The sequence below is a fragment of the Mesorhizobium sp. B2-3-6 genome (assembly GCF_006442305.1).
Classification (GTDB): domain Bacteria; phylum Pseudomonadota; class Alphaproteobacteria; order Rhizobiales; family Rhizobiaceae; genus Mesorhizobium.
This window is the reverse complement of the sequence record NZ_VFVW01000004.1, coordinates 264150-279893: the sequence shown is the minus strand read 5'-3', so window position 1 is coordinate 279893 and position 15744 is coordinate 264150. Positions and strand designations below refer to the sequence as shown.

Sequence of the window (15744 nt, the reverse complement as noted above, 5' to 3'; positions counted from 1 at the left end):
GCCCCGGCCGTTACCGGCGCCGCGGACGCGTTCGTGCGGGAGAAACTAGGGGCGCTGCCCTCTTCGTCAATTGTCTGATTTATGGCGCCGAAAAGCGCATCTTGCAGGCGCGACCTGCCCGGGCACATCGTTTGGTGCTGCCGGCCTTCGGCTTGTCCGCCGGCCCATCTTCGTGGGCAAAGGAAAGGCTAGCTCGTCTTCTCGTCCAAAAGTCCCGAGACGAAGTCGAACAAGCCGGGCCGACGATCGCGCCGCAACCGCTCGGCGACAACGATGCCGCGCACTTCGGCGAAGGCGCGATCGAGATCATCGTTGACGATGACGAAATCATATTCCTTCCAGTGCTCGATCTCGTTGCGCGCGTTCTTCAGCCGCGTCTCGATCACCGCTTCCTGGTCCTCGGCGCGGCGCTTCAGTCTTGCCTTCAACTCCTTCATCGAGGGCGGCAGGATGAAGATCGAGACGATGTCGGCGCGCATCTTCTCCTTGAGCTGCTGGGCGCCTTGCCAATCGATGTCGAACAGCATGTCGCGCCCTTGAGCGAGCGCAAGTTCCGCCGGTTCGCGCGGTGTCGCGTAGCAATTGCCATGCACCTCCGCCCATTCGAGCAGGGCGTCCGAATCGCGCAGCCGCTCGAACTCGCGCATGGTGCGGAAATGATAGTGAACGCCTTCGATCTCCGAGCCGCGGCGCGGCCTGGTGGTGACGGAGACCGACAGTTCGAGGCTGGAATCGCTCTCCAGAAGGTTGCGCGCAATCGTCGACTTGCCGGCGCCCGACGGCGACGACAGCACGAGCATCAGGCCCCGGCGGCGAATGCGGGACCCTAAATCCCTGGCGACCATCGGCTACTCCAGATTCTGGACCTGTTCACGGAACTGATCGACCACGGCCTTCAGTTCCAGTCCAATGGCGGTGACCGCGGCAGCGTTCGACTTTGAGCACAGCGTATTCGATTCGCGGTTAAATTCCTGTGCCAGAAAATCGAGCTTGCGTCCGATGGCGCCGCCGCCGGAAAGCAATGCACGACCGGACGTCACATGCGTCTTCAAGCGGTCGATCTCCTCGCGAATATCGGCCTTGGTGGCGAGGAAGGCGGCTTCCTGGTGCAAGCGGCCGACATCGAGGTTGGCCGAAGCATCCATCAAGAGCCGCACCTGTTCGGCGAGGCGCTCGCGGATGGCCGCCGGTTCGCGCGACGGATCCGCTTCAGCGCCCAGCGTCAGCGCCTCGATGGCGTCGATGTGGCCCAGCAGAAGCGTGCGAAGTGCCGCGCCCTCACCCTGGCGGGACCGCTCCAGCCCCTCCAGCGCCACCTCGAGTGCCGCCATGACGGCGTTGTCGAGCGCCGTGCGCACATCCTCGGTTTCGGTGGTCTCGGGAATATCGAGCACGCCGCGCAGCGACAACAATCCGTCGGCGGTCGCAGAAGCAACACCAAATTGTTCCTCGATCCGCTTGGCGAGCCCGGCCAGGTCCTTGAGGAAGGCCTCGTTGACAACGGGCTGGGACTGCATTCCGACGGCGCGCGTGATGGTCAGCGTCGCCTGAAAATTGCCGCGCGCGAAACGTTTCTGAAGCGTCTGCCTGATGGCCGGCTCCAGCCGCTCGAAGCCCTGCGGCAGCCGCAGCCGCACCTCGACGCTCTTGCCGTTGACGGATTTGACCTCCCAGGCAATCGAGGTGCCGTCATGCTCGGCGACAGCACGCGCAAACCCGGTCATGCTCTGCAAATTCATGGTGCCTGCATACCCCCTGGCGCGTATTACGGATACTGCGTGATCCGGCCTCGCGCACCTTCAGAAAGCCGAAATGCCCGCCTGCCAATCGGCTTACGAGGCCCCGATAAATCCAAACGCTCCTGCTTCAACCGACAGCGTGGACGAGCTGGAAAACCGTGCGCCGCTACTGGGCCGCCCCCCCGTCGCCGTCAATGGGCGCGTCGGTCTGCCCCTCCACCTTGGCATCAGCCTTGGCCGCGTCGTCGACTTGCTTCTTCTGCTGGGCTCGATAGCGCGCGACGTTCTCATTGTGCTCGTTAAGCGTGGCGGCGAAGACGTGTCCGCCAGTGCCGTCGGCAACGAAATAGAGGTCGTCGGTCTTTGATGGATTGGCTACCGCCTCCAGCGCCGCGCGGCCGGGATTAGCGATAGGGGTCGGCGGCAGGCCGTTGATCACATAGGTGTTGTAGGGCGTCGGCTTCTGGATGTCCGACTGATAGATCGGCCGGTCGGCGGGTTTGCCCTTGCCGCCGAACAGGCCGTAGATGATGGTCGGATCGGACTGCAGGCGCATGCCCTTGGCCAGCCGGTTCAGGAAGACCGCGGCGACGCGAGAACGCTCATCGCCCTTGCCTGTTTCCTTCTCCACGATCGAGGCCAGCGTGACGAACTCGTCAATGCTGGCGAGCGGCAGGTCGGCGGCGCGCCGCTGCCAGACCTCCTCGACCAGCCTCTTCTGGTCGGCCAGCAGCTTGTCTATCATCTGCTGGCGCGTGGCGCCGCGCGTGAAGCGCAGCGTATCGGTGGCGAGACTGCCCTCTGGAGGCACGGTGGCCGGCATGTCGCCGCTCAGGGCGGGCTCGCCTGCGATGCGCGCCAGCGCCTGCTCGACTGTCAGACCTTCGGGAATGGTCAGCGAGTACATGACCGACTTGCCGCTCTTCAGCAATTCCATGATGTCGCGCATGGACGCCCTGGGCTTGATCTCGTATTCGCCGGCCTTCAGCGCCGAATCATTGCCGAAGGCCCTAACGCCAAGACGGAATATGCGGGCGTCGCTGATCAGGCCGCGCCGCTCGAGCTGGTCGGCGATATCCTGGACGCCGGTGTTCGGCTTGACCAGGAAGGTGTCGCCATTGGCCGATGGGCCGGGCTCGGTGAATTCCTGCTTGCCGAAGTAAAGCGCGATACCCGCCGCCAGAACCATCAGCATCACCAAGGAGATGACGAAGTTCATGAACACGACGACCTGACTGCGCGAAGCACGCGAGCGCTTCGGCGGCGGCGTGCCGGCCTCCGGCCGCAAGGCTTCGGCGGCTGTCTTCGGTACGATCGGCCCCGATGTCGCCTGCCCTTGCCCGAACTCTCCGTTGCCGGCCGGATTTGTGTTCATTTCGCCCTACCGTTTGATCTCTCAACGAATCCCCTGCGGCAGAGTAGGGGCGAATATGGCAAAATTGACGACACGCCGAAGCGCCGTCCGGCAGGCGGACGGTCAGCCATTGTAGCGCTGGAAGACCAGTGAAGCGTTGGTGCCGCCGAAGCCGAAGGAATTGGACAACGCCACGTCGATCTGGCGGGCACGCGGCTTGTTCGGCACCAGGTCGATCGCGGTCTCACGCTCCGGATTGTCAAGGTTGATGGTCGCCGGCGCGATGTTGTCGCGGATGGCGAGGATCGAAAAGATCGCTTCGGCAGCCCCTGCCGCGCCGAGGAGATGGCCGATCGACGACTTGGTCGACGACATCGAAATCTTCGATGCGGCATTGCCGACCAGCCGCTCGACAGCGCCGAGCTCGATCGTGTCGGCCATGGTCGAAGTGCCGTGCGCGTTGATGTAATCGACATCGGCGGGCGTCAGCTTTGCCCGGTTCAACGCCGCCGTCATGCAACGGAATGCGCCGTCGCCATCTTCAGCCGGTGCGGTGATGTGATAGGCGTCGCCGGTCAGGCCGTAGCCGGTCACTTCCGCATAGATCTTCGCGCCGCGCGCCTTGGCATGCTCGAGTTCCTCAAGCACGACGACGCCGGCGCCCTCGCCCATGACGAAGCCGTCGCGATCGCGGTCATAGGGCCGCGAAGCCGTTTGCGGCGCGTCGTTGCGCTCGGTCGACAGCGCACGGCAGGCAGCGAAGCCAGCGATCGACAGTCGCGTCACCGGCGCTTCGGCGCCGCCGGCGACCATGACGTCGGCATCGCCCCAGATGATCAGCCGGGCTGCGTCGCCGATCGCATGCGCGCCGGTCGAGCAAGCGGTGACGACGGCATGGTTGGGGCCTTTCAGCCCATGCCGGATCGAAACCTGGCCGGAGACGAGATTGATGATCTGGCCGGGGATGAAGAAGGGGCTGATGCGGCGCGGGCCGCGCTCCTTCAGGATCATCGCGTTCTCGGCGATGCCTTCGATGCCGCCAATGCCCGAACCGATCAGAACGCCGGTGGCGCACTGCTCGGCATGGGTCTTCGGCTGCCAGCCGGAATCCTTCAGCGCCTCGTCGGCGGCTGCGATCCCGTACAGGATGAAGTCGCCGATCTTGCGCAGTTCCTTCGGCTCGAGCACCGCCTCGGGATTGAAGGTGGCGTTGCTGCCGTCACCACGCGGAACGACATGGGCGATCTTGCAGGCAAGATCCTCCACCTCGAACTCGGTGATGCGCTTGGCGGCGCTGCGGCCGGTCAGAAGTTCCTTCCAGCTGTGCTCGAAGCCCATGCCGAACGGCGACAGCAACCCAAGGCCCGTGACGACGACACGCCTCATCGCAGGTCCTCCCCGGTGATGACTGCGGAAAGCGTCAGGCCGAAGCCTTGTCGATGTACTTCACGGCATCGCCCACCGTCAGGATGGTTTCAGCCGCGTCATCGGGGATCTCGACGCCGAATTCTTCTTCAAACGCCATGACGAGTTCGACCGTGTCGAGACTGTCGGCGCCCAGATCGTCGATGAAGCTCGCCTGCTCCGTCACCTTGTCGGCATCGACGCCCAGGTGCTCGATGACAATCTTCTTGACGCGCTCTGCGGTGTCACTCATTTGGGGCATCCTCGTCTTTTGGTTGTCTGTCTTCGTTAGCGGGCGGAATGCCGCTAATCAAGCTGAAAGATGGTCCCGCCGGAAACGCAATGGCCGCAGACCGGTTTTTGCCCGAACCGCCGGGTTGCGGGCCGCATTACACGAAAAATCGTGGGCGTCCAAGCCGAAATGGTCGCTTTTCACAGCCCGCCCAGGCGTTGCCTGTCGCCGTCTCAAAGCCACCGCGAATGCCCGGGCCCGGCCCGAAATGCATGCTTTGGCCGACCCGATCAGATCATCGCCATGCCGCCGTTCACATGGATGGTTTGGCCGGTGACGTAGCCGGCCTCGTTGGAGGCAAGATAAGCGACGGCGGACGCCACTTCGGCGCTGGTGCCCATGCGGCGCGTCGGGATAGCGGCCATGATCGCCTCCTTCTGCTTGTCGTTGAGCTTGTCGGTCATCGCCGATTCGATGAAGCCCGGGGCGACACAGTTGACGGTTATGCTGCGGGTGGCGATCTCCTGCGCCAGCGATTTGGAAAAGCCGATCATGCCGGCCTTGGAGGCGCAGTAGTTGGTCTGGCCGGGATTGCCGGTGACGCCGACCACCGAGGTAATGTTGATGATGCGGCCGTGGCGACGGCGCATCATCGGATGGGTCAGCTCACGCGTCAGCCTGAACACGGCCGTCAGATTGACTTCGAGCACGCTGTCCCAGTCGGCGTCCGACATCCGCACGAACAGCCCGTCCTTGGTGATGCCGGCATTGTTGACCAGGATGTCGACGCCCTCGAGATCGGCCTCCGCTTTCTGGCCGAGCGCCTTGACCTCATCGCGGTTCGACAGGTCGGCCGGAAACAGCTTCACCCGGTCGCCCAGGTCGGCGGCCAGCGCCTCCAGTCTCTCGACGCGCGTGCCGTGCAGGCCGACGATGGCGCCTTGCGCATGCAGCACCCTGGCGATCGCCTCGCCGATGCCTCCCGACGCGCCGGTGACAAGTGCCTTGCGGCCGGTCAGTTCGAACATGTGTTTTCCTCTTTGGTTTCGGAAGCTCAGCGAGCAACCTTATCTGTATACGTCTCGCGGGTATCCGATTGCCATCACCAACGGAATATCTTCAGCGATACAAGCCGCGCCATCAAATTCACACGCGGCGCCTCACCCGAGCGCCGCCAGTGCGGTTTCGACCTCGGCCGCGGAACCGACCGATGCCGTGGCGATTTCGCGGTTGATGCGCCGGGCCAGCCCTGAAAGCACTTTTCCCGCGCCGACTTCATAGAGCGTGGTGACGCCGTTCGCGCCGAACCACTCCACCGTCTCGCGCCAGCGCACGCGGCCGATCACCTGTTCGAACAGACGGCGCGCAATGATTTCGGGATCGCTGGTCGGAGTGACCGTGACATTGGAGACGAGCGGCACGACAGGCGCGTTCTTGGTTACCCCGGCCAGCGCTTCGCGCATGATCTCGGCGGCGGGCGCCATCAGCGCCGAATGGAAGGGCGCGGAGACCTGCAGCATCAGCGCTCGCTTGGCGCCTTTTTCCGTGCACAGTTTGGCAGCCAGTTCGACCGCTGCCTTGGCGCCGGAAATCACCAGCTGGCCACCGCCATTGTCGTTGGCGATCTGGCAGACCGATCCTTTGGCAGCCTCGGCGCAGGCGGCTTCGACATCGGCCTGCTCCAGTCCGATGATCGCCGCCATGGCGCCTTCGCCGGCGGGCACCGCCGCTTGCATGGCATTGCCGCGGATGCGCAGCAGCCTGGCGGCATCGGCAACCGAGACGAAGCCGGCGGCGGCAAGCGCCGAATATTCGCCCAGCGAATGGCCAGCGACGTAGGTAATCTTGTCCTTCAGCGAGAAGCCGCGCGCTTCCAAGGCCCTGATCGCGGCCAGCGATACGGCCATCAGCGCCGGCTGCGCGTTGGCGGTGAGCGTCAGCGTCTCTTCCGGCCCTTCCCAGATCAGCTTCGACAGGTTTTCGCCGAGCGCGTCGTCGACTTCGCTAAAAACCCTACGCGCCTCGGGGAAGGCATCGGCGAGGTCCTTGCCCATGCCGACAGCCTGGCTGCCTTGTCCCGGAAAGGTGAATGCAACGGCCATGTGTGGGCTCCCAAAGCTCGGTTCTGCTTGCCTGATACACGAATTTTCCTGCCTGTGACGCAACGCGGCCTGCCAAGTCAAGCCCGGTTCGACCCGGCCCCTTGGCAGCTTTGCCGGCCGAGTGCCTGTTCCAAAAGGCTTTTTGGCGATCACTCCTGATGAAAACCGCTCACGAATCGTTTGCTGGCTCTTCTTATTTCCGCCACAGGCGCTAGCTTTGCGTGACAATTCCATGACAATCGAGTGACGGGTCTGTCGCTGGGTGGGGAAGTTAAAGTGGCTAGGATTTCGAAAGGCGCAGGCAAAGCCGCGCCACAGTTTCTGGAAGACGATCCTTCCACCGGCTACCTGCCGGGACGGAAGTGGCCGACCATACGCTATGGGCTGACCAGCCTGCTGATCGCGGCCGTCCTGGTGTTCGCCATCGAATTGATCGTGCGCGGCGACTTCGCCGGCACGGTTTCCTTCTTCCTGCAGCCGCTCAAGCCGGGCTGGACCACGATCGTGGTGTTCGCACTGGTTCTGGTCGGCCTCGATGCCGTTTTCGGCCGCAGCTATCAAAGCCTGATGATCGTCGCGCCGCTGACGCTCTCGCTGGCTTTCATCGGTCACCAGAAATCGCATTATCTCGGCGATCCCCTCTACCCGACCGATTTCCTCTACTCCCGCCAGATCGTGGCGCTGCTGCCGCTTCTGGTGCGTGACCGTCCGATGACTGCCCTTGCCATGATTGTCGGCATCGTCGCCGGCCTGTCGCTGCTCATCTATGGCTGGCGGGTCTGGCGTCGAAAAGTGCCCATACTCAGCCGCAAGGGCCGTCTCGCCCGGCTGACGCTGGCCGTGCCGCTGCTCGCCTTCTTCGTCTCGATCATGGACTATGCCACCTTCTCCTGGACCCGGGACCGGCTGCAGATCATCCCGATTATGTGGGACCAGAAGGAAAATTACGCCTCCAACGGCTTTGCGCTCGCCTTCGCGCTGAACGTGCCGATGGCGCATGTCTCGGCGCCGCCAGGCTATTCGGAAAAGGCGATCGCGGCCATCGACAGGCCGCAGGTGACCGCCTCGGTGCCCCAGGAAAAGCCCGACATCATCGTCGTCATGAGCGAATCCTTCTGGGATCCGACCAAGCTGCCCGGGGTCACCATCACGCCCGATCCGATCCCCAACGTGCGGGCGCTGCGTTCGGGCTCCATGTTCTCACCCGAATTCGGCGGCATGACCGCCAATATCGAGTTCGAGGCACTGACCGGCTTCTCCAACGCCTTCCTGCCGGCCGGCAGCATCCCCTACCAGCAATATGTGCGCACGCCGACGCCGTCGCTGGCGACCTTCCTGAAGAGGGAGGGCTACAGGGCGCGCGCCATCCATCCGGGCACCAACTGGTTCTGGAACCGCGGCGCGGTCTATGCCGATTTCGGCTTCGACGACTTCAGATCGGAAGAGACGTTGCCGCCGATGCAAAAGCGCGGGCCGCTGGCATCCGACGCGGCGATGACGGACGAGATCATCAGCGAGGCCGATGCCAGCGATGCCCCGGTGTTCTTCTTTGCCGTCAGCCTGCAGAACCACGGCCCTTACGAGCCGAACCGCTACTACAACCCGACCCACACCGTGCAGGCGCCGATCAGCCAATGGGCGCGTGAATCGCTGCTGAGTTACACCGAGGGCTCGGCCGACGCGGACCGCGGTCTCGAACGCCTGATCGAATGGGCAAAGAAACGCTCTCGCCCCACCGTCATCGCCTTCTTCGGCGACCATCTGCCGCCGCTTGGGCCGGTCTATGTAGAGACCGGGTTCATGAAGGACAATGTCGCGCCGCGCAAGGAGGCTTCCGCCGAGGCGGCGCTGGAGCATCATCAGACGCCACTGGTCATCTGGTCGAACCGCACAGGCCCTGCCAAGGACATGGGCGCCGTCAGCCCCGCCTTCCTGCCCTATCACATCCTGAAAACGGCCGGCATCACCCACCCCTACTATACCGGCTTCCTGGGCGAGATGCGCGAACGCTACCGCGTGGTCGACCGCAATCTGCTGCTGACGCCGGCGGGAGAAGCCACGCCCGATTGGGCGCGGCAAAAGCAGATCGACCCGGCGATCCGCGACTTCCGGCTGCTGCAATACGACATGATGTTCGGCAAACGCCACGCGGCGCCCGACTTCTTCCCCGAAACGGTGGACAAGGTCGTCGCCCATATGAGCTGAAATTCGCGGCATCCTTCCAGGATGCCGCCCAGCGGGGTCGAGCGTTCAATTCGTCAGTTGCAATTTCGAGAATTTGTTGGCGATCTGCTGGAACACGTTCGGCAATTTGTTTGGATCGTTGACGGCGTAGTAGTCGCTGGGATCCGAGGCGCAGGCGCTGTAAAGCGTGCGGTTGGCGGCGGTATCGGATTGCAGCACCATCGTGTAGATTTCGGCGCCCTGCTTCTTCAACTGCGTGCAGACGCTTTTGGTCCATCCGTCGACATTGCGCGCGGCGGTGGTCTGATTGTCCGATCCAAGCCGACCGGCAGCGCCATAGGTTGAGCCCGCGAGAAAACCATAGGACGTATAGTCTGACTTGGTCGTCTCGTTGCTGGCGCCGTAGACGACATTCTCGCCGTCGGTGAGCAACATGACGATCTTGCTCACCCCAGGCGTCTTCCAAGGCGTACCCTCGGCGTATGGCGCACCCGGCGACAACACCCGCTGGCCCCAGGCCAGGCCCTCGGAAACATTGGTGCCGGACCCCGCCCATGCAAGCATCTTGGCGGCCTCGTTGCGAAGTTTTGTAAAGTCTTCGGTCAAGGGGACGATTGGCGAGGGACAGGACCGGTTTGGCCCCACCGTCAATTGCAAGGCGTTTGGATCGTTTGTGACCGCGGTGGCAATGGCGGTGTTCTGCGGCGCCACATATTTGGCGACTGTTTCAAGATCACCCCGCAAAAGCCCGGCAGCACTTCCAAGCAAGCCGCTCAGGTCTATTCCGAGAATATTCAGTCCGCCATTCCGAGCAAGTTTGGCCTCATCAGGGGCGTCGTCGATAAAGGAATTGTTGTAGTGATAGGCATCGTTTGAATAGCCGCTGGAAGGTCTCGTCCCCTTTCCCGGACTGTCCGGCGCGAAATAAGGCACGAACAGAGTGTCAGGGTAACGTGGATCAGGCGGCGTATCGGCGATATTAAGGACACCAGGCCGCGCCTCGACGCAGCCTTTCCAACCCGTATCCTCCCCCTTGCCGTCCTTCCACCCCGTCAATTTGGCGGCAGAGGCCGGATCTTTCATCAACTGCCTGAACAGCGCCATATGATTGGGACGCTTGTCGTTGATGACGGGGAAATTGATTCCATTGGTGGATGACTTGCCGTCCATGTCGATCCAGGACGGGTCGAACCCGTCGCCGTTGACATTGACAGCCGTGACGAAGGGTACCAGCGCCACGCGGACCTTGCGCGTCGGTGATTGCGCCGCTTCCAGATATTTGAGCAGATTGTCCGTCGCTGTCTTGAGGGCAGCAATTTTGGCGCCGGCCATCGAGCCGGTGTTGTCCAGAACCAGCACGACTTCGAGCTGGTTGTTCGATTCGACCGTCGAGGCATCGACCACGATGTGCCTGCTCTCACCGAGCAGGAAGGCGAAGTTCAAATCGACGTCAGCCGAGGCGACGGCCTTCGTCTTGACGAAGTTGACGCCCCTGTCGACCGTCAACGTGGCCCGCGCATTTGTGAGTTCGCCATGTCCGGCTACGTTGGCCTGGAAATAGCGGTTGAAGGCGTCGGTGCGGGTGATGTCCAGATCGCCGAGATGCGAGGAGGCGAGATTTGCCGCGTCGAGCGCATTCTGCAGGTTGCTCTTGGCCCGCATGATGGTGGAGACATCGGCTGCGAAGGCCACCGCCGACAGGATGGCCGGCAAGCCGATCCCGAGCAAAAGCGCGAAGTTGCCGCTTTTCGAGCGCCAGAATTTCTTGAGAAGCATCCTTACCCCCGGAAATGCCTAGCCCGTTGCTGACAGCGGGATGCCGCTTTTTGCGCCAGACATGATGAATCGGCGGTTGATGCCGGGGCCGCAACCCCATACAACCTGTCATGGTGGTTAAGGCCTGGTTTCCGGGAACCACGGAGTCCTATCGCCGCACATGCCGGTTTTCCGGCCCTGCGACATCCGGGATTGCCGCCTGCTCTTGCCTTCCACGTGGATTGCTATATAGACGCCGCCAATCTGCCGGTCCCAGCTGGGGGCTGAACGGAGGGCCGGAGGTTTTCGAAAACCTTCGCGTGAAGCCAGAAGCGCTTCCGCCTCCCGTGTCTCCGCTCTCGACCGTCTCGTCATGCTCCTTTCTTCCCCGCTCCTGGCGGGTCAGAGAAGTTGCAGAGGCTTTTGCCGCCGGGAACCGGGAGAGAAACGAAGAAAGGCGAAAAGACATAATGGCTCTTTACGAACATGTGTTTCTTGCCCGGCAGGACCTCTCGCAGCAGCAGGTCGATGCGCTTGTCGAACAGTACAAGGGCGTCATCTCCGCCAATGGCGGGTCCGTCGGCCGGGTCGAGAACTGGGGACTGAAGTCCCTCACCTACCGGGTCAACAAGAACCGGAAGGCATACTACACGCTGATGGATCTTGACTGCCCGCCGGCAGCGCTCAACGAAATGGAGCGCCAGATGGGCCTGTCCGAGGACGTGCTGCGTTTCCTGACCATCAAGGTCGATGCGCATGAGGAAGGTCCCTCCGCCATGATGCAGAAGCGCGAAGAGCGCTCGGAACGCGGCGGCTTCGGCGACCGCGACCGCGGCGACCGTGGTCCGCGCTCGTTCGGCGACCGTGATCGCGGCGATCGTCCGCCACGCAGCTTCGGCGGCGACGCTGGTGGCGATCGTGGTCCGCGCCGTCCGCGCGAAGGCTTTGAAGGGGGTGCAGAATAATGGTCGACATTAACCAGATCCCGACCCGGCGCCCGTTCCATCGCCGCCGCAAGACCTGCCCGTTCTCGGGCGCCAACGCGCCCAAGATCGATTACAAGGACGTGCGCCTCCTGCAGCGCTACATTTCCGAGCGCGGCAAGATCGTGCCGTCGCGCATCACCGCCGTCAGCCAGAAGAAGCAGCGCGAGCTCGCCAAGGCGATCAAGCGCGCCCGCTTCCTCGGCCTGCTGCCCTACGTGGTTCGCTAATCCTTGGCGCGGGCGGCTCCGCCCCCCGCTTCTCTTCCACGGCGACGGGCGCCGCTGGGTTGCGCATCAAATCCCGAGTTGAGGCCAAAAGCCTCTAACTGCCGCGACAGGCAGGACAGCGACACCGGCGGCAACGCCCTTTTGCTTCCTGACCTGTTCCAAAGAATTTCGCACCGATCCCGTGATTGGCGCCCTAACCAAAAGGAACAAAACCATGGAAGTCATTCTTCTCGAACGCGTTTCCCGCCTCGGCCAAATGGGCGACACCGTCAAGGTCAAGGACGGCTTTGCCCGCAATTTCCTGTTGCCGCAGGGCAAGGCGCTGCGCGCCAACGAAGCCAACAAGAAGAAGTTCGAAGGCCAGCGCGCGCAGCTCGAAGCCCGCAACCTCGAGCGGAAGTCCGAAGCCTCGCAGGTCGCCGAACAGCTCGACGGCAAGAGCTTCATCGCCGTTCGCTCGGCCGGCGAGACCGGCCAGCTCTACGGCTCGGTGTCGACGCGCGATATCGCCGACCTGCTGACGGCAGAGGGCTTTTCGGTCAACCGCAACCAGATCCAGCTCAACCAGCCGATCAAGACCATCGGCGTGACCAATGTGGCGATCGCGCTGCATCCGGAAGTCGAGGTCACGATCACGCTCAACATCGCCCGCACGGCCGACGAAGCCGAGCGGCAGGCCAAGGGCGAGACGCTGACCACCGCCGAGGCCATCTATGGCGAGGACATCAACGACAATGCCCGGCCGGAGAACTTCTTCGACCCGAACGCCGAGTTCGAGGGCGGCGAAGAGAACGCCTGACATCGGCGCGGCGCGCCTGCCGGCGCGCCGCATTCGGCTTCGGCCAATCAGCTCCGATCAGACTGGCAGCTCCGATCAGACTGGCAGTTCAAGCCAGACTGGACCAATGCCCGGGTTCACCACCTGGGCATTTTTGTGCCAAAAGGAACTTTTCGAAACCCTATATATTGATGCAGAGTAGGACAGCCTGTCTGACCGAGAGGGGACATTTGGGTCATGAATATTCTGTTGAAACGCGTTCTGGACCGCCTGGTGCGCACAGGCAATCTCAAGGTGACCGGCCCACAGGGCACGACATTCGTGTTCGGTGACGGCAGCGGCGAGCCGGTGCACCTGCACATCAAAACCAGGCACGCCGAGCGCGCCATTACTTTCGATCCGATGCTGGCCGTGCCGGAAGCCTACATGGATGGCGAACTCGACATCCTCGAGGGCGGCGTCCTTGGCCTGATGCGCATCGCTTTCCAGAACATGGGCAGCGGCGGCATCGACGCGACGTGGTCGAAAGCCATCGAAGGCCTGCGCCACGCTTTCCGCCGCCTGCAGCAGATCAACACCGCGTCGCGTTCGCGCCGCAACGTGCAGCGCCACTATGATCTGTCGGGTGACCTTTACCGGCTCTTCCTCGATGAGGACATGCAGTATTCCTGCGCCTATTTCGAGCAGCCGGACATGACGCTGGACGAGGCGCAGGCAGCCAAGAAGCGCCACATCGCCGCCAAGCTCAGGCTGAAGGCCGGGCAGACGGTGCTCGACATCGGCTCCGGCTGGGGCGGGCTAGGCCTCTACCTTGCCAAGGCCTTCGACGTCGACGTACAGGGCGTGACACTGTCGACCGAGCAGCACGGCGTCGCCACCGACCGGGCGCATGCCCAGGGCCTGGAAAACCACGTTCACTTCGAGCTGAAGGATTACCGCGAACTCAACGAACGCTTCGACCGCATCGTTTCGGTCGGCATGTTCGAACATGTCGGGGTCAATCACTACCGCACTTTCTTCGACAAGAGCGCGACGTTGCTGAAGCCTGATGGCGTCATGCTCCTGCACACGATCGGCCGCTCCGGCGTGCCGTGGGCGACCAGCGCCTTCATCCGCAAATACATCTTCCCGGGCGGCTACATTCCCGCGCTTTCCGAAGTCATGCCGGCGATCGAGAAGTCAGGCCTCGTCGTCACGGACATCGAAATCCTGCGGCTCCATTATGCCGACACGTTGAAGCATTGGGGCCAGCGCTTCGCCGCCAACCGCGACAAGGCCAAGGCGATCTATGACGAACGCTTCTGCCGCATGTGGGAATTCTATCTGGCAGCCTCGGAAGCCGCCTTCCGCTGGCAGGATCTGGTCATCTTCCAGATCCAGCTTGCCAGGAAGAACGACACCCTGCCGATGGCGCGCGACTATATGGTCAAATGTGAAAAGGCGCTCGAAATGCGCGACATGGGCCATCGCGAAGCGGCTCCGGTCGAAGAGGCCGCCAAGCCCGCCCGGCGCCGCAAGGTGGCGGAATAGGAACAGACCGCTTTGCCGCATTGGCGCTTGCCATTCCCGGCTCGTGCCCTGAAAAAGGCCTCGTGATCGTCGCGAGGCCTTTTTCATGACCTACCTCCTCTATGCAGCCGCGGCGCTCGCCGAGATCGCTGGCTGTTTTTCGGTGTGGGCGTGGTGGCGGCTGGAGAAATCGCCGCTGTGGCTGCTGCCAGGTTTCGTTTCGCTCGTTCTCTTCGCCTGGCTTCTGGCCCTGGTCGACACCAGCGCGGCCGGCCGCGCCTATGCCGCCTATGGCGGCATCTACATCGCGGCGTCGCTGGCTTGGCTTTGGTTGGTGGAAAGCGTGCGTCCCGACCGGTGGGACCTTGCGGGGGCGACGCTCTGCATAGTGGGCGCCTCTGTCATCCTGCTCGCACCACGAGGGGCATGAGCCGTGGAACTGCCTGCCCCGCTTCGACAGGCTGTCGATCGTGCCCTCGAAAATGTGCCGCTACCGGTGCTCAGGCAGGCGGCGAAAACCCTGTCGGACCGTTACCGCGCCGAGATGCGCGACGGTCGCCTGCATATGGCGCAGGATATGGCGGTCAAGGCTTATCTGGCGACGCGGCTGCCGGCGACCTATGCCGCCGTCCGCGCCAGTCTCGACGCGGTGAACGAAGCGCAGCCGGAATTCGCGCCGGAAACCCTGCTCGATGTCGGCGCCGGCCCGGGCACGGTGCTTTGGGCGACGGCGGACCTGTGGCCCGGTCTTCAACAGGCGGTTTTGCTGGAAGCCAGTGCTGCGGTGCGCAAGGTCGGCGAGGCGCTTGCCGCCGATGCGATCGCTGCCCGGATCGCCTGGCAGGCCGGCGACGTGACCATCGACCTTGACGGTTTGCAGCCGGCGGACCTGGTCACCTGCGCCTATGTGCTGGACGAGATCGCACCGGCATCCCTGCCCAAAATGGTCGATCGGCTGTGGCAGCTCACGACAGACACGCTGCTGATCGTGGAGCCGGGCACGCCGGCGGGCTGGCAGCGTGTTCTCGCGGTTCGCCGGCAACTGATAGAAGCGGGCGCGCATGTGCTGGCACCTTGCCCGCACGAAGCCCCCTGCCCGCTCATCGCGCCCGACTGGTGCCACTTTTCGCGGCGCGTCGCCCGCTCGCGCCTGCACCGGCTGGCCAAGGACGCCGAAGTGCCATGGGAGGACGAGAAGTTCATCTATGTCGCGGCTTCGAGGCAGCCGGCGCCAGTCCGCGCGGCGCGGGTGATCGCGCCACCGAAAACCGGCTCGGGCAAGGCGGCGCTCAAGCTTTGCCGGCCGGACGGCAGTGCCGGAGAGACGCTTTTCAGCAAGCGTGACGGTGAACTGTTCAAGGCGGCACGGCGGTCGGACTGGGGCGATGTGCTCGATACAGCGTAGGGATTCGGGTGACGATCGTTCTTGCTTTGTTCCAAACCGTCGCGTAGAATCAGCACCTTGTCGAGTCAA

The 15744-nt window shown here is 63.3% G+C and carries 15 protein-coding genes; 7 read left to right on the top strand and 8 right to left on the bottom strand.

Going from position 1 to position 15744, the window contains the following annotated elements:
• Positions 1-188: 188 nt before the first annotated feature.
• The 7 genes from gmk to fabD form a co-directional block, all read right to left on the bottom strand.
• Entirely contained in the window at positions 189-845 is a 657-nt protein-coding gene (gene gmk, locus FJ953_RS13880; RefSeq protein WP_140494448.1) for a guanylate kinase, read from the bottom strand.
• Positions 846-848: 3 nt separating this feature from the next.
• On the bottom strand, positions 849-1739 hold the full coding sequence (locus FJ953_RS13875) for a YicC/YloC family endoribonuclease (RefSeq protein ID WP_140624557.1): 891 nt from the start codon (positions 1737-1739) through the stop codon (positions 849-851).
• Positions 1740-1905: 166 nt separating this feature from the next.
• Positions 1906-3114: an endolytic transglycosylase MltG gene (gene mltG, locus FJ953_RS13870; protein ID WP_140624556.1), complete on the bottom strand. Its 1209-nt coding sequence runs from the start codon at positions 3112-3114 to the stop codon at positions 1906-1908.
• 102 nt (positions 3115-3216) lie between these two features.
• Positions 3217-4479 carry a beta-ketoacyl-ACP synthase II gene (gene fabF, locus FJ953_RS13865; protein WP_140494455.1) on the bottom strand — a complete coding sequence of 421 codons (1263 nt, stop codon included), beginning with the start codon at positions 4477-4479 and terminating at the stop codon, positions 3217-3219.
• A 34-nt stretch (positions 4480-4513) separates the two neighbouring features.
• Positions 4514-4750, bottom strand: a complete 237-nt coding sequence (locus FJ953_RS13860; RefSeq protein WP_006203723.1) for an acyl carrier protein — start codon at positions 4748-4750, stop codon at positions 4514-4516.
• A 269-nt stretch (positions 4751-5019) separates the two neighbouring features.
• Positions 5020-5757, bottom strand: a complete 738-nt coding sequence (gene fabG / locus FJ953_RS13855; RefSeq protein WP_140494457.1) for a 3-oxoacyl-[acyl-carrier-protein] reductase — start codon at positions 5755-5757, stop codon at positions 5020-5022.
• A gap of 132 nt (positions 5758-5889) precedes the next feature.
• Entirely contained in the window at positions 5890-6831 is a 942-nt protein-coding gene (gene fabD / locus FJ953_RS13850) for an ACP S-malonyltransferase (protein WP_140517846.1), read from the bottom strand.
• Positions 6832-7107: 276 nt separating this feature from the next.
• Between fabD and FJ953_RS13845 the strand changes: the two genes are divergently transcribed.
• Positions 7108-9036: an LTA synthase family protein gene (locus FJ953_RS13845; RefSeq protein WP_224646406.1), complete on the top strand. Its 1929-nt coding sequence runs from the start codon at positions 7108-7110 to the stop codon at positions 9034-9036.
• 45 nt (positions 9037-9081) lie between these two features.
• Here FJ953_RS13845 and FJ953_RS13840 read toward each other — a convergent pair whose 3' ends face one another.
• On the bottom strand, positions 9082-10791 hold the full coding sequence (locus tag FJ953_RS13840) for a pilus assembly protein (protein ID WP_140624555.1): 1710 nt from the start codon (positions 10789-10791) through the stop codon (positions 9082-9084).
• A 449-nt stretch (positions 10792-11240) separates the two neighbouring features.
• On the opposite strand from FJ953_RS13840, the gene rpsF reads away from it, so the two are divergent.
• The 6 genes from rpsF (at position 11241) to FJ953_RS13810 (ending at position 15675) form a co-directional block, all read left to right on the top strand.
• The gene (rpsF, locus tag FJ953_RS13835) at positions 11241-11735 is read left to right on the top strand and encodes a 30S ribosomal protein S6 (protein WP_140494463.1); all 495 of its coding nucleotides are present in this window, start codon (positions 11241-11243) and stop codon (positions 11733-11735) included.
• Positions 11735-11983, top strand: coding sequence for a 30S ribosomal protein S18 (rpsR, locus tag FJ953_RS13830; protein WP_006203718.1), 249 nt, complete (start codon positions 11735-11737; stop codon positions 11981-11983). Before rpsF ends, rpsR begins: the two co-directional genes overlap by 1 nt.
• 214 nt (positions 11984-12197) lie before the next feature.
• Positions 12198-12782: a 50S ribosomal protein L9 gene (gene rplI, locus FJ953_RS13825; protein WP_140494465.1), complete on the top strand. Its 585-nt coding sequence runs from the start codon at positions 12198-12200 to the stop codon at positions 12780-12782.
• Positions 12783-12998: 216 nt separating this feature from the next.
• On the top strand, positions 12999-14291 hold the full coding sequence (locus FJ953_RS13820) for a cyclopropane-fatty-acyl-phospholipid synthase family protein (RefSeq protein WP_140517844.1): 1293 nt from the start codon (positions 12999-13001) through the stop codon (positions 14289-14291).
• 85 nt (positions 14292-14376) lie between these two features.
• Complete coding sequence (locus FJ953_RS13815; RefSeq protein WP_140624554.1) at positions 14377-14700, top strand: YnfA family protein; 324 nt, start codon at positions 14377-14379, stop codon at positions 14698-14700.
• Between the two features lie 3 nt (positions 14701-14703).
• Positions 14704-15675, top strand: coding sequence for a small ribosomal subunit Rsm22 family protein (locus FJ953_RS13810; RefSeq protein ID WP_140624553.1), 972 nt, complete (start codon positions 14704-14706; stop codon positions 15673-15675).
• The last annotated feature ends 69 nt before the right edge of the window (positions 15676-15744 follow it).